The organism is Nocardia lijiangensis NBRC 108240, from assembly GCF_001613045.1.
Lineage (GTDB): Bacteria > Actinomycetota > Actinomycetes > Mycobacteriales > Mycobacteriaceae > Nocardia > Nocardia lijiangensis.
Window position 1 is genome coordinate 1 of record NZ_BDBP01000095.1, and the last position, 24,553, is coordinate 24,553.

Sequence of the window (24,553 nt, forward strand, 5' to 3'; positions counted from 1 at the left end):
GACGCGGAGGCCCCGCCGCCTCCGGTGTCGCCGCCGGAGCCGCCGCGCAGCTGGGTGCCGATGACGAACGCGCCGACCGCGACCACCACGCAGACGACCAGCAGTCCGGCCAGCAACGGGCCGGGGCGGCTACCGCGGACCCGCGCGCCCGCGGAAGCCGTGCCCGCGTGCTGTGAGGCAGCATTCCGCGCTGAGTCGGGCCCTTGCCACGGCGGATTCGGCCCCGATTCCGCTTGCTCCCAGTGTGTTCGGTTCGGCACCGACGCACCTTGCTGCCACGGCGCCGGAGTCACCGGTGCTTCTGGGCGCTGCCACTGCGCGGCGTCAGGTCGCGGGTTCTGTTGCCGAAGTGACTGGTTCGCCGGTGTTTCCGGGTGCTGCCACTGCGCGGCATCGGGCCGCGGGTTCTGTTGCCGAAGTGACTGGTTCGCCGGTGTTTCCGGGGGCTGCCACTGCCCGGCGTCAGGCCGCGGGTTCTGTTGCCGAAGTGACTGGCTCGCTGGTGTTTCCGGGTGCTGCCACTGCGCGGCATCGGGCCGCGGATTCTGCTGCCGAGGCGACTGGCTCGCAGGAGTTTCCGGATGCTCCACCGGCCCGGAATCCAGATCGAGCAATTGCACCGCGCGCAGGCTCACTTCCTCCAGCACCGGCGGCGGCAGCCACCCCGCGCGCTCAGGCACCCCGAGCGCTGCCAGGTCGTCCAGCAGCCTGCGCGGCGTCGGCCGGGCGGCGGGATCTTTGGCGAGGCAGGACGCGACGAGGGGCCGGACCCGATCCGGTACGGCGTCGAGGTGCGGGTCCTCGTACACGATGCGCCACAGCATGCGCATCGTGTCGCCGACGCCGAACGGGCCGTGCCCGGCCGCCGCGAACGCCAGCACGCCGCCGAGGGCGAACACATCGCTCGCCGGACCGACCGGTTCGCCGGTCACCTGTTCCGGGCACATGAAACCCGGTGAGCCGATGACCTTTCCGGTGGTGGTCAGCGCGGTGTCCTCGACGGCGCGCGCGATGCCGAAATCGATCACCTTGGGTCCGTCCACGGCGAGCAGCACGTTGGACGGCTTCAGATCGCGATGCACCACCCCGGCCTCGTGCACCGCCACCAGCGCCTCGGCCAGCCCGCGGGCCAGCACCAGCAGCGTGGCCTCGGCGAAGGTGCCGAACCGCTCCACCGCCTCCGAGAGCGGGAACCCCGCCACGTAGCCGGTCGCCAGCCAGGGCGGGTCGGCGTCCACGTCGGCGTCGAGCACCGGAGCGGTGCAGCGCCCGCCGACCCGTCGCGCCGCCGCCACCTCGCGCCGGAATCGGGCCCGGAATTCGTCGCCGCCCACCAGATCCGGACGGATCACCTTCACCGCGACGGTCCGGCCGCCCGTGTTGCGCCCGAGATAGACCCGCCCCATGCCCCCGGATCCGAGCACGCCGAGGAGCCGGTAATCGCCGATCCGTCGAGGATCGTTCGTGCCGAGCGGTTGCATCGCGCAGTCGGTTCCCTTCGCGTGGTCGAACATCGAAAGGCTACCGACCCGCACCCGGCCACACCGAGCGGCGCGGTGCCCCCGGTTCGACGGGCAACCGCGCCGCGGGGTGTCAGAGCTGGGACTTGACCTTGTCCGCGATGAGGTCCAAGTGCGCGAGGTCGTCGAGATCCAGGATCTGCAAGTAGATGCGGCTCGCGCCGATCTCGGCGTAGCGGCCGATCTTGTCGACCACCTCGTCCGGCGAGCCCGCGAGACCGTTGGCCTTCAGCTCGTCCACCTCGCGGCCGATGGCGGCGGCGCGGCGGGCGACCTCGGCGTCGCTGCCGCCGACGCAGGCCACCAGGGCATTGGAGTACACCAGGTCGTCGGCGCGTCGCCCGTAGCTCTCCGCGGCGGCGCGGACCCGCTCGAACTGGCTGGCGCTGGCCTCCAGTGAGGCGAAGGGCATGTTGAACTCGCTCGCGTACTGGGCGGCAAGCCGCGGCGTGCGGGTCGCGCCGTGGCCGCCGATCAGCACCGGCACCGGATCCTGCACCGGCTTGGGCAGCGCGGGGGAGTCGGTGAGGTGGTAGTGCTTGCCCGTGAAGCTGAAGGTGTCGCCCGGCTTGGTCGCCCACAGCCCGGTGACGATCGCGAGCTGTTCCTCGAAGCGCGCGAACTTGTCCTGCGGGAACGGGATACCGTACGCGGCGTGCTCTTCGGCGTACCAGCCGCTGCCGAGGCCGAATTCGACACGGCCGCCGGACATCCGATCGACCTGCGCGACCTGAATCGCGAGCGGGCCGGGCAGCCGGAAGGTGGCGGCGGTGACCAGCGTGCCCAGCCGGATCGTGCGCGTTTCCCTGGCCAGGCCGGCGAGGGTGATCCAGGCGTCGGTGGGGCCGGGCAGACCGTCGGAGCCGCCCATGGCCGAGTAGTGGTCGGAACGGAAAAACGCGTCGAACTCCAAGTCCTCGGTGGCCTTCGCGACGGTCAGCAGGGTGTCGTAGTCCGCGCCCTGCTGCGGCTCGGTGAAGATGCGTAGTTTCATGAAGTCCATCGTGCCCGAGGGATTCGGGTGCTTCGCGCCGTGCGCCCCGGGGAGTGGTCGATGCCACTAGGGTCGGCTGCGAGCACACCGGCGCACGCCCGTCTTCGAGGAGGACACCCGTGACCGCAGCCCCCGCCCCGCGCGTTGTCGTCATGGGCGTCGCCGGGGCAGGCAAGTCGACCATCGGGGGGAGGCTGGCGGACGCGTTGGGCCTCCCGTTCGCCGAGGGTGACGGCTTCCATCCGCCCGCCAACGTGGCCAAGATGCGAGCGGGCGAACCGCTCACCGATGCCGACCGTATCCCGTGGCTGGACAGCATCGCCGCCTGGCTGGCCGAACGGGCAGTCGGCGGCGGCGTCGTCAGCTGTTCGGCACTGAAGCGCGACTATCGGGATCGACTGCGGGCGGCCGCGCCCGACCTGTTCTTCCTGCACCTGACGGCCTCCCGCGCGGAGCTGGCCCGCCGGATGTCCACGCGCCGCGACCATTTCATGCCGCCGAGCCTGCTCGACTCCCAGCTCGACACGCTGGAACCGCTCGGTGCCGACGAACGCGGCATTGTCGTCGACGCCACCCGCGCGCCCGCCGACCTGGTCCGGGAGACGATCGCGGTTCTGGCCGGCGCCCGCCCGTCCTGAAGGCGGAAGGGCACGGGCCGGAATCAGGGAGCCGGGACGCCCGGCTGCGGGCATGGCCCGGAGACCACCGGCAGGCAGATCCCCGTCGCCTCCGACAGCATCAGCCCACCGCCCGCCAGCAGCGCGGCGAGCGCGACCGCACCGAAGAAGAAGACCCACAGCAGTCCGGGGATGTGGGTCAGGCGGGCCAGCTGATCGGCGTCGGAGTCGACATTGCCGGGCTGTCGCCAGCGGTGCACCCGCCCGCGCTGCATCTCGACGACCGGGCGCACCCCGGCCAGCAGCAGAAACCACGCGGCGAGATAGGCGAAGGCCGCCTGCACGATGTCGGTGCCGAACCAGGACACCGCGAACACCGTGGCGCCGAGCGCGAACACCGTGCACAGGCCGTAGATATTGCGGACCTTGATCAGCACGGCGGCGAGCAGCGCGATGGACGTCCAGAGCATCAGCGTGATGCGGTCGGCGCCGAGCAGGGCCGCGAAGCCGAGACCGAGCAGCGGCGGCGCGGGGTAGCCCGCCATGGCGGTGAGAATCATGCCGGGGCCGTAGGGTTTTCCGCTGGAGACGGTCAGCCCCGAGGTGTCCGAATGCAGCGTGATGCTGTTGAGCCTGCGGCCGGTGAGCAGCGCGCTGAGCGCGTGGCCACCCTCGTGCGCGATGGTGACGACGTTGCGGGTGAGGCGCCAGAGCGGTCCGTAGCCGACCAGCACCAGCGCCGCCACCCCGGTGACGACGACCAACTGCCAGGGCGGTGGGGTCTGCGTGGTGGTCAGCCGATCCGCGATGGAGGCGCCGCGGTCGACCAGTTCGGCGGTGTTCACCGCCGCACCCTATCGGTCGCGCGCCGGAACCGCACCGGGACGAATCCGTCGAAGGCGTCCGGTGCGGTCAAGCGAGTGGCACGGGCGTCCCGGAGTCGGACGAGCGCCGCGCGGCCTCGAGCACCCGCAGCGTGGTGCCCGCATCGCGCGGATCCACCGGCACCGGCGCGCCGTCGAGGATCGCGGCGGCCATCTCGGCGTAGAAGGCGGGATAGTCGCCCGCGAGCGTCGGGTACGGCGTCGCATCCGGTTCGGCCCCGAGCAGTCCCCACCTCGCGGAGTCGACCGCGCCCCAGTCGTCCGCGCGCGGGTCGCGGCCTGCGCGCAGCGCCTCTTCCTGCGGATCGAGGCCGTAGGTGACGTATCCGGCGTCCGCGCCGAGTACCCGGAAGCGCGGGCCGAGCTGGGGCGTCACCGCGCTCATCCACAGGTGCGAGCGCACACCGCTCTCGTGGGTGAGTGCGAGGAAGACGTCGTCGTCGGTCTGGATACCAGGGCGGCGGCGGTCCAGTTCGCCGTACACCGAGCGCACCGGGCCGAACAGCGTGAGCGCCTGATCCACCAGGTGGCTGCCGAGGTCGAAGAGCAGTCCGGCGCCGTCGGCGGCGGTGCCGACCTCCCGCCATCCACCCTTGGGCACCGGACGCCACCGCTCGAACCGGGACTCGAAGCGCCGCACCGCGCCGAGCCTGCCGTCCTCGACCAGTGCGCGGACCGTCCGGAAATCGCCATCCCAGCGCCGGTTCTGGAAGACCGACAGCGCGACGCCGCCCGTTCGGCGTGCGCCACCAGTTGCCCGGCCTCGGCGACGGTGACCGCGAACGGCTTGTCCACCACCGTCGGAATTCCCGCGTCCAACGCCCGCGCGGCCAGCGGCGCGTGGGTCCGGTTCGGTGTCGCCACGACCACCAGTCCGATGCCGCGCGGGTCGTCGAACAGCGCGTCGGCGTCCGGGATCACCTTGACTCCGTCGTGCGCGCGGCGGGCCTGCTCGGCCCGCTCCGCCGAGCCGGTGACCACCGCCGCCACCCGCATCCGCGGTTCCGCGGCGATCAGCGGCGCGTGAAACACCGCGCCCGCCAAGCCGTATCCGACGATGGCCACCTCCACGCTGCTCATCCCGCCGACGCTACCGCCCGGCGATCGTGCGCCGGGTCAGCACCACGACAGCGCTGGACGAGACGGGTATCGCTCAGGACGCGCGGTCGGGTGCGAAGTGGTTCGGTCGGTCAGCAATGCATTAGTCACCCATCCGGCGATCGGCGGGAGCGTCGGAACGGGCGGTCAGCCGCGAAGTGTGTCCGGACCACGATCGGCTTGTTCTTGCCGGGGGGAGGGCCTGTGGCGAGGGAATATCGGTGGACCGGAAGTGCTCGGTGAGGACGAGTCCGATTGCGCGGAGTGCGTCCGGGTCGGTCATCCGTTCGTGCCGGGCGGGAATGCGGTGTTCGGTGATGCGGCCGGTGATGTGGTTGTTCCATGCGAGAGCCGGAGAGGGGCCGTCGTCTGTGTGGTCCGCGGTGGAGCTGAAGTAGATCAGGTCACCGTCGAAGGGTGCAGGCCGGTGGTTCCGGGTGAGGTCGACGAGCCGGGTGTAGTCGCGGTGCAAGGTCACGAGATGCTCGGGGGTCAGGGCGGTGAAGAGTCCGCCTTGCCGGTGCAGCAACTCGGCCGCGACCTCGAAGGTGAGGTCGGCGGGGAGCTCGGCAGCGACGAGGCCGCCGAACTCGGTGAGCAAGTCCACGGGGGTGAGTGTGGGAGTGCTGATGCTGCGTTCGGTGACGACCCGGGTGTCCATCATGGCCAGGGTCGCGACGTGGTCACCGTCGCGGCGGAGCTGGACGGCGATCGCGTGGGCGATGGTGCCGCCGAGCGAGTAACCGAGCAAGTGGTAAGGCCCGTGCGGCTGGACGGACCGGATCTCCCGTACGTAGCGGGCGGCGAGTTGATCCAGCGTGTCGAACCGCGCGGTCGGGTCGGTCAGCGTCGGGGATTGCAGTCCTTGGACGGGACGGTCGGGGTCGAGGTGCTGCACGAGTCCGCTGAAACCCCAGGCCAATCCGATGGCCGGGTGGACGCAGAACAGTGGCGGGTCGGTGCCTGCGGCACGCAGCGGGAGCAGGACCGACAGTGCGTCGCCGGGCTCCTGTTCCTCGAGGCCCCGCAGGCGGTTGTCGATGCGGCGGGCCAGCAATTGCGGTGTCGGGTCGGTGAAGACCCACTGAACCGGCACGGTGGCGCCGGTCGATTCCTCCAGCCGCGCGACCAGTTGGGTGGCGGCCAGCGAGTTGCCGCCGAGGGCGAAGAAGCCATCGTCGACGCCTACTCGTTCGATGTCGAGGGTCCGGGTGAAGGCGTCGCAGACGGTGGCCTCGAGTGGGGTGGACGGCGGCCGGAATCGGGAGTGTCGCCGGTCGGGTGCGGGCAGGGCCTTGTAGTCGAGTTTGCCGGTGGAGGTGAGGGGGATTCGGTCGAGGGTGAGGATCGTGGTGGGGATCATGTGGGTGGGTAGCCGGGTTGCGAGATAGGTGGTCAGTGCGATGGCGTTGGGTGTGGTGTCCGGGGCGGGTACGACGTAGCCGGTGAGCTGGTCCGTGCCGTTGGGTTGGGTGTGGACTGTGACGGCGGCGTGGGTGATGTCGGGGTGGCTGCGTAGCGCGGCTTCGATGTCGCCGCGTTCGATGCGATGGCCGTGGATCTTGAGTTGCAGGTCGCTGCGGCCCTTGTACTGCAGCGTTCGGTCGGCGGTCCAGGTGACCAGGTCGCCGGTGCGGTACATCCGTGTCCCGGGTGGCCCATAGGGGTCGGGGACGAATCGTGCTGCCGTGGTTGTGGGTTGCTTGTGGTAGCCGCGGGCGAGGCCCGGTCCGGACACGTACAGTTCGCCGACTACTCCGGGTGGGACGGGGCGCAGTCTGCGGTCGAGTACGACGGCGGTGAATCCGCGGGTCGGGCCGCCGATTGTCATCGGAGCGTCTGTGGTCGCCGGAGCGTCGGCGCAGCTCATGATGGTGGTTTCGGTAGCACCGTAGGAGTTGATCACCGTCCGGCCCGGTATCCACTGTGCTGCCAGATCCGGTGGACATGTCTCGCCGCCGAGGATCAGGGTGCCGAGGGTGTCGAGTTCGCCGGGGGGCAGCGAGGCGAGCACCGTCGGGGTGAAGGCGGCATGGGTGACGTGTTCGGCCTCGATCACCTCGGCCAGTTCGGTGCCCGCGACCACCGATGCGGGTGCGAGGACCAGTGTGGCGCCTGCGGCTGCGGCGCTGACCAATTCGAGGACCGAGACGTCGAAGGTCAGGGCGGCTGCGCCGAGCACTCGAGACGCCGGGGCGAGGCCGAACCGTTCCCGTGTGTCGGCGGCCAGGTCCGCTATCCCGCTGTGGGTGACCACGACACCTTTGGGAATCCCGGTGGAGCCCGAGGTGTAGATCAGGTAGGCCGGGTGCTGTGGCCGCAGCGGGGTTGTGCGGTCGTGGTCGGTGATCGCGGCGGGGGACGCCGACGCTGTCGTCGCGGCGAACGACGGGTCGTCGAGGGCGAGCCATCCGGTGGTGTCCGGCAGTTGGTCTCGGTGGATCCCGAGTGTCAGCCCTACGGCGGCACCGGAATCGGTGAGCATGGTGGTGATCCGGTCCCGGGGATGGGTGGGGTCGATCTGGACGAACGCGCCACCGGATTTGGCGACCGCCCACACGGCGATCACAGCATCGATGGAGCGCGGTAACGCTATGGCTACCAACGATTCCGGTCCTATTCCTTTCTCGATCAGTACCCGCGCCCACCGGTTCGAAGTCTCGTCGAGTTCGCGGTAGGACAGCCTTACGCCGTTGCAGACCACCGCTTCCGTATCCGGCGTCATTGCGGCCGTCAACACCTGCGGCAATACCGACATCACCGCACCGGGCTGACCGCGAACGGGTACCAGCGTGGCTCGTTCGACCGGCGACAGCAGCTGCAGCCGGGTCAGCGGGAGGTCGATGTGTTCGGCGATGGTGTCGAGCACTCGCAGCATTCGGTCGGCGATGGCGTCGATCTGGTGTTGTGTGAACAGTTCCGGCAGGTATTTGAAGGTCAGGTGCACTCGGGCGTCCTGGTGGACGACCAGGCCGAGCGGATAGTGCGCGGCGTCGCGTCCGTGCACGCCGAGGACATGCATTCCCGCGATGTCGGTGTCTTCGGACAGACCGGCCCGGTCGACCGGGTAGGACTCGAGGACGGTCACGGTGTCGAACATCGCGCCGGGACCGGCCACGCGCTGGATCTGGGCGAGCCCGAGGTGGTGATGGTCGAGCAGCGCGGCTTGTTCGGTTTGGATTCGCCGCAGTAGCTGGGCTAGGGTCTCGCGGTGATCGAGCCGGATCCGGACGGGCACGGTGTTGACGAACAGCCCGATCATCGATTCGATGCCGGGGATCTGCGGCGGGCGCCCGGAGACGGTGGTGCCGAAGACCACGTCCTCGCGGGCGGCCGAGGTGGCGAGCACGATCGCCCAGGCGGCTTCGATGAGGGTGTTGAGGGTGGCCTCTTGTCGATGGGCCACCGCGACCAGGGCCGCGGTGCGCTGCCGGCTCAGCTGCACCTGGACTTCGCGCGCGGCGATGGTGGGCCGGCGGCCGCGGTCCGCGGGCGCCAGCAGAGTCGGCTCGGCCGTGCCCTCGAATGTCCGTGCCCACGCGGCTTCCGCCGCGTCCCGGTCCTGGGTGTCCAGCCACCTCAGGTAGTCGCGGTAGGGACGCACCGGGGGTAGCACCGTGGGGTCGCTGTCGGCGGCATAGAGGGTCAGCAGTTCCCGGATGAGCAGTGGCGTGGACCAGCCGTCTATCAGGATGTGATGCATGCTCAACAGCAGTTGATACCGCCGAGGTGCGGTGCCGATCAGGGTGAGTCGCAGCAGCGGCGCCGTGGTCACGTCGAAGCATGCGCGGCGGTCGGTGTCCATGAGCTGTTCGAGCGCAGCTTCCGCGTCGTCGCGCCCGGCCAGGTCGATCTCGGTGAACGGCACGTCGACGTGCCGGTGTACCACCTGGACCGCTTCGCGTGCGCCGTCGCGCACGAACGCGGTCCGCAGGTTCGGGTGCCGTCCGACGAGAGCCTGCGCGGCGCGGCGCAGCCGGTCGGTGTCGACGCGCCCGCCGAGTTCCAGGCACAGTTGCACGATGTAGGCGTCGAGGGTGCCGTCGGCGAGCTGGGCGTGGAACAGCAATCCTGTCTGTAGCGGTGTGAGCGGCCAGATCTCGTCCAGTGTCGAACGTCCGGTCTCGAGCCGGTCGATCGTGCCTTGGTCGAGGTCGACGAGGTCGACGTCGGAGGGGGTGAGCCCGCCTGCGCCGGGCCGGGACGCGTGCGCGGCCAGAGCGGTCACCGCGTCGCGCCACAGTTCCGCGAGGTCGGTGACCTCGGCGGAGGTGAGCAGGCCGGTCGGGTACTCCCAGGCGGCGGTAAGGGTAGGCCCGTCGGATGTCTCGATGGTGACCGCATTGATGCCGAGCAGGGCTGCGACGGGTGCGTCGGGGTTCTGGACGCTGCCGCCATCGGGGCCGTCGCCTGCGGGCATCCACCCGATGTCGCGCAACGCCGCGGGAGTGGTGTCGAGCCGACCGAGATAGTTGAAACTCACCTGGGGAGTGGGCAGTTCACGCAGGATGCGGGCGGTGTGGGCGTTGAGATGACGCAGCAGCCCGTAGCCGATCCCGTGGTTGGGGACCCGCCGGAGTTGTTCCTTGACCGACTTGACGACCGCCGCGGCGGCAGCCCCGGCGGCGAAGGCGTCATCGACGTCGATATCGGACAGGTCGAGCCGGACCGGGTAGGTGGTGGTGAACCATCCGATGGTGCGGGTGAGGTCGGCACCGGGGAGCACCGTGTCGTGGCGGCCGTGGCTTTCGAGGGTGAGCAGCGTGTCGGTGACGGTGTTGCCGTGGCGGCACCGCCATCGAGTCAGCGCCAGCGCGAGCCCGGCGACGAGGGCGTCGTCCACGTTGCCGTGGAACGCCCGGGGCAGGGTGGTGAGTACGGCGCGGGTCACCGCGGCGGGGAGCGCCACCTCGACGGTGGCGACGGTAGCTTGCACGTCCACGACCGGGTCGATCGGGCGGGCTCCGATCGGCGGATCGTCGGCGGCGAGCGTGGACTGCCACCAGTCGAGTTCATCGAGGTTCCCGGCGGCGGTGTTCAGAGCATGCGCCCAGCGGCGCATCGAGGTGCCGACGGGCGCGAGCCGCGGCCGCTGCCCGGCACTCAGCTGAGCCCACGCCGCAGCGAAATCGGGGACGAGGATCCGCCACGAGACGCCATCGATCACCAGGTGGTGCGCGACGACGAGCAGCCGTCCCGGCTGTCCGGCCCAGTCGAACCAGACCAGCTGCAGCATGATTCCGGCTGCGGGGTCGAGGCGTTCGGCCGCCGCGTTCGCCTCGGCGTCGGCGAGCGCCGCGAAGGCGCTGCTGTCCGGTGCCACATCCACCGGCACGCGCCGGATCAGCCCAGTGGCGGGCATCGCGGTCGGCTGCACCCGTAGCGTCCACCCCGACGTGTGCGCGGGTTCCGGCTGTAGCCGAGCGCGCAGCATGTCGTGGTGATCGATCACCGCCTGCATGGTGGCACCGATTCCGGTGGCGTCGATGCCGGTCGGCAGCGTGAGCATCACCCACTGGCAGAAGCGGTCGAAGCTGCCGCGCTCGATCATCCAGCACATGATCGGCGTCAGCGGTACCGGTCCCACACCCCCGCCGGGCAGTTCCGCAGGAAGGGAGGTCGCCGCGGCGCTGTCGTCGAGAACGGCGATTTCGGCCAGCCCGGCAACCGTCTTACGCTCGAACACCTCGCGCGCGGAGAACACCACACCCGCCGCCCTGGCTCGCGTCACCAACTGGATCGACATGATGCTGTCGCCGCCCAGGGCGAAGAACGAATCATCGGCACCGATCGTGTCGATACCCAATACTTCGGCGAACAGTTCCGCCAGCGTCGTCTCCACCTCGGTGGCCGGTGCCCGGAATTCGGCTCGGCCCGTGGTGAAGTCCGGCTCGGGCAGAGCGGCGCGGTCTAGCTTGCCGTTCGCCGTCACCGGCAGTGCGTCGAGCACCATCACGGTCGCGGGCACCATGTGCGAGGCCAACCGCTCCGCGGCGAACGCGAGGACCGCGGCCGCGTCGAGGTCCGCGCGGTACTCGGGCTCCACGTACCCGATCAATCGGTCGCCGGTCGCGGGGTCCCGGTGCACATTCGCCACTGCTCGGGCCACACCCGGGCAGGCGGCCAGAGCCGATTCGACCTCGCCGAGCTCGATGCGGAAGCCACGAACCTTGACCTGGAAATCCGACCGGCCAACATATTCGAGCGCCAGACTCCCGTCCGGTAGTCGCAGCCACCGCACCAGGTCGCCGGTCCGATACATGCGTTGCCCCGGGCCCGCGAACGGATCGGCGACGAACCGCGACGCCGTCAGACCCATCCCGTTGCGGTAGCCGCGGGCCAGGCCGGGGCCCGCCAGATACAACTCGCCAACGACGCCGATCGCGACCGGCCGCAGCCACGCGTCGAGTACGACCTGACCGACCCCGCGGATCGGTCCGCCGATCGTCACCGCCTCACCTGCCACCAGCGGCGCACCGGCATCGGTCAGGATCGTGGCCTCCGCCGGGCCGTAGGTGTTGAAGAATCGCCGGCCCGGTGCCCACCGCGACACCAGTGCGGAGGAAGGCGCTTCGCCACCGGTCACGATGGTCCCGAGGTCCTCCAGCCCGTCGGGATCGACCGTCCCCATAGCCGCGGGCGTCAGCGCGATATGGGTCACCTTCGTGCGCACCATGATCTGCGCCAGCTCGTCTCCGCCGTAGACGGTCGGGGGCGCGATCACCAGCCGCCCACCGGCTGGGAATGCCAACAGAAGTTCCAGGACCGCCGCATCGAAACTCGGCGACACGAAAGCCAGCACCCGCGCGCTCGGCCCGATGCCGAACCGCGAACATTCCTCGGCCACCAGATTCGCCAACCCGCGATGCGACACCACCACACCCTTCGGCACACCTGTCGAGCCGGACGTGTAGATCACGTACGCCGCATTGTCGGCCCGCACCGCCGATGTGCGCTCCGCATCGGTCACCGGCGCCGATGACAACCCCGCGGCCTCCGCTTCGACCTCCGACTCGCCGAGGATCAACCACGGAACAGGCCCGGGCAGCCGATCACGCCACTGCGACCGTGTGATCCCTACCGCCACACCGGAATCGGTGAGCATGTGCTCGATCCTGCTCGCCGGGTACTCCGGGTCCACCGGCACGAACGCTGCCCCCGACTTGGCCACCGCCCATACCGCCAGTACCGCATCGAACGACCGCGGCAAACCGATCGCAACGCTCGCTTCGGGCCCTGCACCCCGGCCGATCAACAGTCGGGCCAACCGATTCGACTCCGCATCCAGCTCGCCGTACGTCCACCACCGATCCCCGCACACCACCGCGACCGCCCCCGGATCCCTCTCCGCCGCCGCCGCCAACAACTCCGGCAACACCTGCTCCGGCACCGACGGAGCACCCGAAACCGGTGTCAGCTCACGGTGTTCCGCCGGGGAGAGCAGATCCAGCCGGGCCAGCGGCAGATCCGGGTCGGCGACAATGAGACCGATGACGCGCAGGACCCTCCGCAGGGTCGCCTCCATCGTGTCCTGGTCGAAGAGTTCGGGCAGGTAGTTGATTTCGACGTGCAGTCGCGTGTCGACCCGTGCGATCACTCCCAGTGGATAGTGCGCGGCGTTGAGGCTGGTCACGTCGACCAGCCGCATGCCTGCGATATCGGTGTCCGCGGTCAGCCCACCGCGATCGATCGGGAAGGACTCGAACACCGTGATCGTGTCGAATACCGCCGCGGGCCCGGCCACCCGCTCGATGTCGGTCAGACCCACGTAGTGGTGATCGAGCAGCCCGGCCTGCTCCGCTTGGATTCGGTCGAGCAGCTGCCCCACGCTCTCGGCGGGATCGAGGCGGACGCGCACCGGCAGTGTGTTGATGAACAGCCCGATCATCGATTCGATGCCCGCGATCTGCGGGGGCCGTCCGGACACCGTGGCGCCGAACGTCACGTCGTCCCGGGATGTGAACGCGCCCAACACGATCGCCCATGCCATCTGGATCACGGTGTTGAGGGTGACGCCGCGGGCCCGCGCCAGGCCGGCCAGCGCAGTGGTCTGTTCCTCGGTCAGTTCGCCGAGTACCTCACGTGATTCGGTGTATGGGCGGCCGGGATCGGGCGGCGCCACCAAGGTCGGCCCGTCGGAGCCGTCGAACGCCCGGGCCCAGGCATCGAGCGACGCAGTCGGGTCCCGCCTGACGATCTCCGCAAGGAAGTCCCGGTAGGGACGGATGCGCGGCAGGATCGCGGCGTCGCCGTCGGTGGCATAGAGGATCAGAAACTCCCTCAGGAGCAGCGGCGTCGACCAGCCGTCGAGCAGCAGGTGATGATTGGTCAGCACCAGCCGGTAGTGCTCGGGCCCCGTGGTGACCAGCATCCAGCGCAGCAGTGGGGCACGAGCCGGGTCGAACCGGGCCGCCCGGTCCGCGGCCATCAGCCGATCCCACTCGCGATTCCGTGCACCGTCCGCCAGCCCGGACAGGTCGAGCTCCGACCAGGGCACCTCGACGTCTTCGTCGACCACCTGCACCGGTCCGGCGGCGGTGTCGGTGACGAATGCGGTGCGCAGATTCGCATGCCGGTCGAGCAGCACCTGCGCGGCTCGGCGCAGCCGCTCCGGATCGACCCGCCCATGCAGCTCCAGGACCAACTGCACCAAGTAGGCGTCCATCGACTCCTCGGACACCAGCGCATGGAACAGCAACCCCTCCTGCAGCGGAGTCAATGGCCAGACGTCGCTCAACGCCGGATAGCTGTCTTCGATTCGTTCGATCTCGGACTGCCCGAGTCTGACCAGATCCAGATCCGACGGCGTCCGGCCCCCGGCCCCGGCGCGATGGATATGTGTCGTCAACGCGGTCAAGACCCGGCACCACGACTCCGCCACCTCGCGCACCTCGTCGACGGTGAGCACCCCGGCGGGATACGACCAGATCGCCCGCAACCGCGGCCTGCCCTCGTCGTCGAGGGTGAAGGCGTTGATGTCGAGCACCGCCGACACCGGCATATCCGGATTCCGCGCACCGGCGAATTGGGCACCCGCGAGGTCGTCCTGCACCGGCATCCATCCGGCCGACGGCATTCCTTCGGAAATCTCCGTGGAGACGTAGTCGAACGCGATCTGCGGCGTCGGCAGAGTCCCGAGTATCGGTCCGGTGTCCTCGTTGAGATACCGCAACAAGCCGTAGCCGATTCCGCGGTCCGGGACGGCGCGCAGCTGTTCCTTGACGGACTTGACCGCTGCCCACATGGCCGGCCCACCGGCGCACGCGTCGTCGAGATCGATGACCGAAAGATCCAGGCGCATAGGAAAACTCGTGGAGAACCAGCCGACCGTCCGGGTCAGATCCGAGCCCGGGACGGCGCCTTCCCCACGGCCGTGCCCTTCGAGACCGATCACCACCTCCGCGAGCGGGCCGCCGCGGGCTTCCGTTGCACGCTCGCGCCGCCACTTCGTCACCGCTACCGCCAGCGCGGCCAGCAGCCCGTCGCCCACACTGCCGTGGAATGCCGCGGGCACGTCGGTCAACAGCGCCTCGGTCACCTCGGGGGACACGTCGACCTCGACCGTGCGGGCCGTGGCAGCCACATCGATCGCGGGGTCGAGGAGCCGGGATCCGATCATCGGATCGTCTCCGGCTGCCATCGCCTGCCACAAGCCGAGTTCGGCGGCCCGCTCCGGGCGCTGGGCTGCCTCGACCAGCCCGTGCGCCCACCTGCGCATCGATGTCCCGACCGGCGCCGGATCGGGTGGCTCGCCGGACTCGATCCGCGCCCATGCGACCGCGAGGTCCGCCATCAGCACCCGCCAGGAAGCCCTGTCGATCGCCGAATGATGCACCAGCACAAGAACTCTGCTCTGCTCTGCGGTGTCGCCCGGATCGAACCAGACCACCTGCATCACGATCCCGGCGCCCGGATCGAGCCGGTCCGCGGCGGCTTCCAATTCCGCCGCCGCCGACGCACGGAACTCGGCGCTTCCCGGCTTGCCCTCCATCGCGACCCGGTGGACGACGTCGTCGGCTCGAATCTTCCCGACCGGCAGCACCTCCCACGTCCAGCTGCCCTCGGCGCCCGGGCGCAGCCGCGCGCGCAGCATGTCGTGCCGATCGAGGACCGCCTGCACCGCGCCCACCAGCCGCTGCCGGTCGACCCCCGCGGGCGGAGCCAGCATCACTGCCTGCGAGAAGCGGTCGAACCCCGGCTCCGCGTGTTCGATCAGCCGTCGCATGATCGGCGTCAGCGGTATCGGCCCGACACCCCCGCCGGGCAGTTCCTCCGGAAGGGAGGTCGCCGCGGTGCTGTCGCGGACGGCGATCTGGGCCAGCCCGGCAACGGTTTTGCGCTCGAACACGTCGCGCGCGGAGAACACCACACCCGCCGCCCGGGCCCGAGTGACCAGCTGGATCGACCTGATGCTGTCGCCGCCGAGGGCGAAGAACGAATCGTCGAGGCCGACCGAGTCGATACCCAATACGCCGGCGAACGATTCGGCGATCGTGCGTTCGAGGGGTGTCTCGGGTGCTCGGAACACCTTGTTGCCGGTGAATACCGGATCCGGTAGCGCCTTGCGATCCAGCTTGCCCGCCGGGGTCAAGGGAATCCGCTCCAGCACCATGATCGAGGACGGGACCATATAGGACGGCAAACGGCCGGTGAGGTACTCGGTCAGGATCGTGGTATCGATCGAGTTACCAGGCGCGGCAACAACATACGACACCAGCGACTGGGCCCCGGAATCGCTGCGGTGACCGATCGTTGTGGCGAAATCGACGGTTTCATGGGCGGCGAGCGACGCATCGATTTCCCCGAGCTCGATACGCAGACCCCGAATCTTGACTTGGAAATCCGACCGGCCGAGGTGTTGGATCGCTCCGTGGGCCGTCCATCGGACCACGTCTCCGGTGCGGTACATGCGTTCGCCGGGCGCCCATGGGCATGCCACGAAACGCGCGGCGGTCAGGCCCGCCCGACGGTGGTATCCGCGGGCCAGCAAGGAGCCCGCGATATACAGTTCGCCTGTCACGCCGACTGGTACGGGTTGTAGTCGTCGATCGAGCACCCACGCGGAGGCGCCGCGAATCGGGTTACCGATGGTGACCGGTTCGTCTGCCGTCAATGAGGAGGTCATTGTCGCGGCGATAGTGGTCTCGGTGGGCCCGTATTCGTTGACCATGCTCCGGCCGTCGTCGCTCCAGCGCTCGACCAGCTTGGTGCCGCAGTCCTCGCCGCCGACCAGTAGGTTTGTCAAATCCGGTAGCGGCCAACGGGTGTGGTCGATGGTGGACAATGCCGAAGGTGTGATCAGGAGTTGACTGACGTGCTCGCGGTCGAGTAGCTCGGCGAGTTCGTCGCCGCCATAGACATCGCTGGGCGCGATGACCATGGTGGCGCCCCAGTACACCGCGTCCAGTAATTCCAGGACCGACACATCGAAGCTCGGCGAAGCCAGATGCAGAATACGAGAACCCGATTCGATTCTCATGAAATGCCGGTGCACGGTGGCGCAGTTGCGGAGTCCGCGGTGGGTGACCGCGACGCCTTTGGGTAGTCCGGTCGATCCGGAGGTGTAGAGGATGTAGGCGATGTCGTCGATACGCAGCGGGCGTACCCGGTCGCTATCGGTGACGGGGCGGTTTTCGGCCGCGTCGAGGTCCTCCGGTGTCAACCAGTCGATGTCGTCGGGTAACTGTGTTCGTGCGGAGGTCACGGTCAGACCGATCGCCGCCTTGGAATCGGTCACCATGTGGGTGATGCGTTCGACGGGATTGGTCGGGTCGATAGGCAGAAAAGCAGCGCCCGATTTGGCGATCGCCCATACCGCGAGTATGGCATCGGGGGAGCGTGGCATGCCGATCGCGACGATATCTTCCGGGCCGATTCCTCGCTGAATCAATATCCGGGCCAACTGATTCGAACGCTCGTCCACCTCCCGGTAGCTCAGCTGCTGCCCGTCGAAAACGATCGCTGTGGCGTGGGGATTCCGTGCGGCCGCTGCGGTCAGCAGGTCGGCCAGTGTGGCGGGCGCCGCTGCGGGCGCACCGGAGCGTGACAGCAGATCAGCACGTTCGGCAGACTCGAGCACCTCGATCATCCCGACCGGGACCGTGGGATCGGTGGCCACCGACTCCAGTATCCGGATCCACCGGTGCGCGAGAGAGTCGATCGTCGCGGGGTCGAACAGATCCGTGGCGTAGGTGACCGCTACCGCCATCTCGCCACCGTTGTGGTTGTCCGACAGCACGACCTGCAGGTCGAAACGAGACACTTCGTTGGGGAGGTCGACCACCGATACATCGAGACCGGGCAGTTCGAGCTTCACCTGCTCCAGATTCTGGAAAGCCAGCATCACCTGGAACAGCGGGTGCCGCGACTGCGACCGCTGCGGAGCGAGTTGATCGACCAGTTGCTCGAAGGGAACATCGGCATGCCCGAAGGCCTCCAGATCGACCTGCCTGACCCGGCCGAGCAGATCGGTGAACGATTCATCGAGATCGATGTCGGTCCGCAACACCAAAGTGTTGACGAACATGCCGACCACGTCATCGAGTTCGGCCGCACCACGCCCGGCGATCGGTGTGCCGATCGGAATATCGGTCGTACCGCTCAACCGGGCAAGCAGGACCGCCAGCGTGCCATGGATCACCATGAACAGTGACGAACTGTGTTGCCGCGCGAGCTTTTCCAGCGCCCGAACCAAGTCGGCATCCAACGTGTAGTCGATGGTGGCACCTCGATTGGACGCCACCACCGGCCGTGGCCTGTCGGCCGGCAGACGAAGTTCCTCGGCAACTCCGTCCAGAGTTTCGGTCCAGTACCGGATCTGCCGGGCGGACAGCGATTCCGGATCGTCGGGCGAGCCGAGGGTAGCTCGTTGCCACAGTGCGTAATCCGCGTACTGGACAGGCAGCGGTGTCCACGAAGGGACGTCTCCGCGGATCCGTGTGGTGTACGCAATCGTCACGTCGCGGGCCAGCGGTGTCATGGAGAAACCGTCCGCGGCGATGTGGTGCACCACGACGGCCAGCACGTATTCGGGCTCCTCGCTACCGGCAGCGCGGAACAATCGGGCACGGACCGGCGCCCGGATGCGCACATCGAAGCCTTCGGTGACGAATTCGGTGACCGTTGCGTCCAATTGGCTCGGTGGAACCGATACCAGGGCCAGCTCGGGGTCTATCTCGTCGGCGGGTTCGATGAGCTGGATCAGCATTCCGTCGTGGTCCGGGTACCGCGTGCGTAAGGACTCGTGCCTGCGCAGCACGTCGACCATGGCCGATCGCAGGGCGTCGACACTCAACTCGCCACGCAACCGAATGGCGATCGGCACGTTGTATGCCCCCGAGCTGGTGTCGTACTGGTTGAAGAACCACATCCGTTGCTGGGCCGGTGCCAATGGCACGAGATCCGGGCGCGGCCCGGCGATCAGCGGTGGGCGTTGTCGACCCGCGCCGGAATGCTGCTCTATGCGGGTAGCGAGTGCCGCTACCGTGGGCGCCTCGAACAACAGCCGCACCGGAATTTCGGTATCCAGCGCGGCCCCGAGTCGCGCGGCAACCCGGGTCGCGACCACGCTGTCCCCGCCCAGGGCGAAGAACGAATCGTCGAGGCCGACGGCATCGATTTTCAATACCTCGGCGAATGATCCGGCGATCGTGCGTTCGAGGGGTGTCCGGGGTGAACGGAACGCCTTGTAGTCGGTGAATACCGGTTTCGGTAGTGCCTTGCGGTCCAGCTTGCCCACTGGCGTCAAGGGGATCCGCTCCAGCACCGTGATCGCGGACGGGACCATATAGGACGGCAACCGGTCCGCCAGGTACTCGGTCAGAATCGTGGTATCGATCGAACCACCGGACGCGGCAACAACATACGAAGCGAGTGACTCGGCCCCGGAATCGTTGCGGTGGCCGATGGTCACGGCGAAATCGACGCTCTCGTGGGCGGCGAGTGTCGCATCGATCTCGCCGAGTTCGATACGCAGCCCACGAATCTTCACCTGGAAATCGGATCGGCCGAGGTGCTGGATCATTCCGTTGGCTGTCCACCGGACCACGTCCCCCGTGCGATACATCCGCTCGCCGGGCGCCCAGGGACACGCTACGAAACGCTCGGCCGTCAAAGCTGCCCGGCGATGATATCCGCGGGCCAGCAGAGCACCCGCGACATACAATTCACCCGCCACACCAACCGGCACCGGTTGTAGCCGCTGATCCAGCACCCATTGCGAGACACCACGAATCGGGCCACCGATCGTCACCAACTCACCGGCCACCAAGCGGGAAGTCAGCGTCACGGCAATGGTGGCCTCGGTAGGCCCGTATTCGTTGAGTATGCTCCGGCGGTCGCCGCTCCAGCGCTCGACCAACTCGGTGCCGTAGCCCTCGCCGCCGACCAGCAGGTATCTCAAATCCGGTAGCGGCCAACGGGTGCGGTCGATCGTGGACAACGCCGTTGGCGTGATCATGACATGACTGACATGCTCACGGTCGAGCAGTTCCCCGAGTTCGTCACCGCCGAAGACATCGCTGGGCGCGATGACCATGGTCGCACCCGCGCACAACGCGAACAGCAATTCCAGTACCGACACATCGAAGCTCGGTGAAGCCAAATGTGCGATACGAGAATCGGATTCGATGCTCAGGGCATCGCGGTGCTCGGTGGCGCAATTGGCGAGCCCGCGGTGGGTGACCGCGACGCCTTTGGGTAGTCCGGTCGATCCGGAGGTATAGATGACGTAGGCGATATCGTCGACACGCAGCGGGCGTACCCGGTCGGCGTCGGTGACAGGACGATCGTCGGCCTCGTCGAGGTCCTCCGGTATCAACCAGTCGATGTCGTCGGGCAATTGTGTTCGCGCGGAGGTCACCGTCAGACCGATCCCCGCCCGGGAATCGGTCACCATGTGGGTGATGCGTTCGACGGGATGGGTCGGGTCGATCGGAAGGAACGCAGCGCCCGACTTCGTGACCGCCCATAGCGCGAGTACGGAATCCGGGGAGCGTGGTATGCCGATCGCGACGACACTTTCCGGGCCGATACCTCGCTGGATGAGTATCCGGGCCAACCGATTCGAACGCTCATCGAGCTCTCGGTAGCTCAGCTGCTGCCCGTCGAAAACGATCGCCGTGGCGTCGGGATCCCGTGCGGCCGCTGCGGTCGACAAGTCGGCCAAAGTAGTGGGCGCCATCGTGGGTGCACCAGAGCGTGACAGCAGATCGGCTCGCTCAGCAGGCTCAAGCACCTCGATGCCCCCCACCGCGACGGTGGGATCGGTGGCCACCGACTCGAGTACCCGGATCCACCGGTGTGCGAAAGAATCGATCGTCGCGGCATCGAACAAATCGGTGGCGTAGGTGATTGCTACCGCCATGCCGCCACTGTCCTGATCGTCCGACAACACGACCTGCAGGTCGAATGGAGACACCTCGTCGGGCAGGTCGGCCACCGACACATCCAGGCCAGGCAACTCCAGCTCTACTCGCTCCAGATTCTGGAAAGCCAGCATCACCTGGAACAGCGGGTGCCGCGACTGCGACCGCTGTGGAGCGAGTTGATCGACCAGTCGCTCGAACGGCACGTCGGCATGCCCGAAGGCCTCCAGATCGATCTGTCCGACCCGGCCGAGCAGGTCGGTGAACGATTCATCGAGATCGACCTCGGTCCGCAACACCAGGGTGTTGACGAACATATCGACCACGTCGTCGAACTCGGTCGCGGCGCGTACGTCGACCGGCGTGCCGATCGGAATATCGGTCGAACCGCTCAACCGGGCGAGCAGGACCGCCAGCGCACCATGAACCACCATGAACAGTGGCGAACCACGTTGCCGCGCAAACCTTTCCAATGCCCGAACCAGCTCGGCACGCACCGTGTAGCCGAGGGTGGCACGGCGATTCGACATGACCACCGGCCGCGACCTGTCCACCGGGAGAGAGAGCTCCTCGGGAAGGTCCGCGAGCGTGTCTCGCCAGAACGCCAGGTTCTCGCGGCGGCGCCGTACCTCGGCGCCGTGGCGGGCGCTGTCGGGGTGGACCTGGCCGAGATCGGTGTCCGGTGCGGCAGCGGCGAACGCGTCGAGGAACTGCACGAACCTGGTGAAATGCGCCGACAGTTCGGGGCCGGTGTAGAGGTTGGGATTGGCCATGAAGTGGAGGATCGTTTGCGGCGGGTCTCCGGCCTGGTACAGGTCGACCAGCAAATCTTCGACCGGCCCGGAGCTGAGGATGTGGAATTCCGCGGTCATCGACCCGAGCCGGAGTTCCTGGTGGAAGAACATGACATTCACCAACGGGCCCGCGAAACGCCGCTGTCCGTTGTGTCCCGCAGCAGCGCGAATGTCGGTGAGGCCGCACCGCTGGTGCCGTAACGCTCCAACCAGGTCGGACTGCACGCGCCGCACCAGCCTGGCGATCGTGTCGCCCGTACCGAGCGTAATCGGAAGCGGCACAACGTTGACGAACAATCCAGCGGACCGCCGCAGCACCGCGGTGGTACGACCCGATACGGGAATATTGACCAGGACCTCGTCCCGGCCGGTCATACGGGCCAGATAGCTTCCGAATGCGGCGATCACCACCGCGGCCGGGCTCGCCTTCAACACCTCCGCGGAATGATCGATCCGCCCTACCGTCTCGGTGGGCAGTTCGGCTTTTGCCACGACACTCTCCGCGCGTGCGGGTGCGTAGCCGTCGGCCAGGCTGGACTCGCCCTCGACGTCGGCGAGCCTGTCCAGCCAATATGCTTGGTCGCTGGTGAATCGCTTGGACTCCCGGTAACTGCGATCGGCCTCGTAGAGGGTGCGCAGGTCTGCCGCCCGGTGGGGCTCCGCTGTCCGGCCCTGCACCGCCGCTGTGTACAGCGCCGCGACCCGGTTCATCACCGTCATCGCGGCGTAGCCGTCCCCTGCGACGTGGTGGCCCTTGAGGTACCACAGGAAATGCCGATCCCCGACCTGGACTACCACCCATTTCAGCAACCGGTCTCGCATCATATCCATAGGCGAGGTGTACTCCCGGCGCATCCACTGCAAGGCCGCCGCCATGGGGTCCGGTTCGCCACGCATATCGATGAGCGGCCCCGTCGAATCCAGCGCCGGGTCGAACAACTGATGCGGCTCACCGTCGATCTCTACCAGCCGCATATACCCCGATTGGCATTCGTGGCCTGCTTGAATCGAAACCTTGCGAAGTAAGTCGAGATCCAGATCCCCATGGAACTCTAGATATTGTGCCAGACATATCGGCACATCCGGGCTCAATTTCTGCGCCAGCCACAGCCCCCGCTGCCCCGCGGACAGCGGCACCGGCTGAGTGACCGACACGTCGGGCTCGGCGTCCCCACCCGATCCCTGGTCGGACGGGGACTGCGGTCGCGGTACGGTCATCACTTGCCTCCAGACCCGACCGCGCCCAGTATAAGCCGACTGATTGGTATGCGTATACCCCCGGACCTACGATCCCCATCGCGTAATAACTTTCAAGATTTGCGAAAGTGATAGACGGCGCTCGGCGAGTTCTCCGGCGGAGATCGTCGATGCGCATCGAGTCCGTATAGCAATCCGCTCGACCAATTGATCATTCGCCGCGGCTCGGCACCTCGCTGCATATACATCGACACATCGATGCAATTACCTCGACGCCCTATTGCGAATTTCCTCTGACCGAGCGAGTGCATCCCGGCCCCGACTATTCCCCGGAACTGATGATCTGTTCGATATTGCGCTCGGCCAGCGCGCTGATCGTCAACGCCGGGTTCACTGTTCCGGTGCTGCCGGGCACAGCCGCCCCATCCACTACGTACAGGCCTCGATAACCGCGCACCCGGCCGTACCCGTCTGTTGCGCGTCCGATCACAGCGCCGCCCAACGGATGTGCGGTGAATGAGGCGTCCCCACCTATGACCGGAAGGCCGATGGTCTGGCAGTGGCACGCCGCCTTGGCGTTGACTTCCAGCGCTCGCGCGAGGTAGCCGGCCGCGCCGTTGTCAGGCCACTGCAGGTCCACCCGCCCAGTGGTCGGGTCGTAGACGAACCGACCGCGGGTGTCGTCGAGCACGAGGGCCAGCGAGGCGAGAGTGCCGATGTCGAAAGGCGTCACGCCGGGGATGAACCAGTTCTCCAGCGACACAGGTGTGCCCGCCTCGTCCAGAATCCGGCTCGCGGACGGTGCGCCCTGCGTGCCCAGGTCGAGTGAGCTGAGCGGTCGCGCCATGCCGACATCACCGTTACTGCCCCAGCCCTCGCCGATGTGTTCGTTCAGGTTCGGCAGCGCGCCGGTATCCCGCGCGCGCACCAACAGCTCGGAGGTGCCGATAGAGCCCGCACCGAGGAACAACTTGTCGCAGGTCAGCGTCCGGGTTCGGAGCACCTCGCCGGTAGGTGCGAGTTTGGTCAAGGCAACGGTATAGCGACCCGACGCTCCCGGCTCCTTGGCGATGGCGTCTACGCGGTGGCCCGGGTAGATCCGGGCGCGGCCGGTGGCCTCGGCATAGCGCAGGTAGTTCTGGTTCAGATCGAACTTCGCGCCGTTGGAATTGCCGAGGTTCGAACAGCCGACCGTTGCCGACGGCTTCGATCGTCCGGCCAGCTCGTCGCGGATGATGTTCCAATTCCACATGCCGTCGATACGCTGCGGTATGAAGCCGGCCGCGCGGACCTGATCGTCCCAGGCCCGCGCGTGCGCGAACGCGAACGAGCGATAGATGTCGTCCGGTATCGGGCTCGGTCGCAACGTCTCTCGGACTCTGGGGTAGTAGACGTCATGCATCTCGCGGTAGTCGACCACACCGCCGAAGACGTGGTCGAAGAACCGCTGCTCGGGCTCGATCATCACCCCGGTGAACACCACCGAGCCACCGCCCACACACGCACCGCGCCACACGTCGATGCCCGGGTAATTGGAAACGTCGAGGACCCCGCCGAACAGATCGAACGACATGGGGACCCGGTTCACGCCGGTGAACGTGGTGCGATGCCAGAAGCCACGGCCATCCGGAACCGTGTCGACAGCGAAGATGTTGCGCCACGGATCATTCGGCCAGCGCGACCCGCGCTCGAGCACCGCGACCTCGGTCCCGGACTGTGCCAGGCGCAGCGCGGCGATGGATGCCCCGAACCCCGATCCGATGACGATCGCAGGCACATGGTCGGCCGGATCCGGCAGCGGAGCGAAGATCTCCGGCACCAGTACGCGGTACATCAGCGAATTCGGGCTCGGGCGGTAGTCATCGGCCCACACCGGAGAAGTGCCCGCCGCCGTGGCTCCACCCGCAAGACCGAGCATCGCGGCGGCCAGGCCGACGCCCTTGACGAAACCGCGCCGGTCCATCGTGGCCCTCACGTGATCTGAAGGTCGCTCCATCACATCCCCATACCTCTTGGTTTTGTGTTGGGAAAACTCGGTTACGCGCGGGCGGGCCGGGTCATGGCGATGATCATTGCGATGTGCT

General features: G+C 67.9%; 7 protein-coding genes and 1 pseudogene. 1 reads left to right on the plus strand and 7 read right to left on the minus strand.

The window, feature by feature from the left end; translation table 11 throughout:
• On the minus strand, positions 1-1,514 hold a 1,514-nt coding region (locus NL1_RS36920), incomplete at its 3' end, for a serine/threonine-protein kinase (protein ID WP_245673636.1).
• 79 nt (positions 1,515-1,593) lie between these two features.
• Positions 1,594-2,514 carry an LLM class F420-dependent oxidoreductase gene (locus tag NL1_RS29320; RefSeq protein WP_067846045.1) on the minus strand — a complete coding sequence of 307 codons (921 nt, stop codon included), beginning with the start codon at positions 2,512-2,514 and terminating at the stop codon, positions 1,594-1,596.
• A gap of 152 nt (positions 2,515-2,666) precedes the next feature.
• On the opposite strand from NL1_RS29320, the gene NL1_RS29325 reads away from it, so the two are divergent.
• The gene (locus tag NL1_RS29325; protein WP_067845986.1) at positions 2,667-3,152 is read left to right on the plus strand and encodes a gluconokinase; all 486 of its coding nucleotides are present in this window, start codon (positions 2,667-2,669) and stop codon (positions 3,150-3,152) included.
• A 23-nt stretch (positions 3,153-3,175) separates the two neighbouring features.
• Here NL1_RS29325 and NL1_RS29330 read toward each other — a convergent pair whose 3' ends face one another.
• The 5 genes and pseudogenes from NL1_RS29330 to NL1_RS29345 all read right to left on the minus strand — a co-directional run bounded on the left by NL1_RS29330 (position 3,176) and on the right by NL1_RS29345 (position 24,444).
• A complete protein-coding gene (locus tag NL1_RS29330) occupies positions 3,176-3,976 on the minus strand; it encodes a M50 family metallopeptidase (protein WP_067845989.1) in 801 nt (266 codons plus the stop codon).
• 67 nt (positions 3,977-4,043) lie between these two features.
• Entirely contained in the window at positions 4,044-4,655 is a 612-nt protein-coding gene (locus NL1_RS39740; protein WP_245673638.1) for a Gfo/Idh/MocA family oxidoreductase, read from the minus strand.
• 137 nt (positions 4,656-4,792) lie between these two features.
• Positions 4,793-5,095, minus strand: a pseudogene (locus NL1_RS39745) (Gfo/Idh/MocA family oxidoreductase); the annotation flags it as partial.
• A 121-nt stretch (positions 5,096-5,216) separates the two neighbouring features.
• A complete protein-coding gene (locus tag NL1_RS29340; protein ID WP_084511100.1) occupies positions 5,217-22,490 on the minus strand; it encodes a non-ribosomal peptide synthetase in 17,274 nt (5,757 codons plus the stop codon).
• Between the two features lie 301 nt (positions 22,491-22,791).
• A complete protein-coding gene (locus tag NL1_RS29345; protein ID WP_444980024.1) occupies positions 22,792-24,444 on the minus strand; it encodes a GMC oxidoreductase in 1,653 nt (550 codons plus the stop codon).
• Positions 24,445-24,553: the final 109 nt, after the last annotated feature.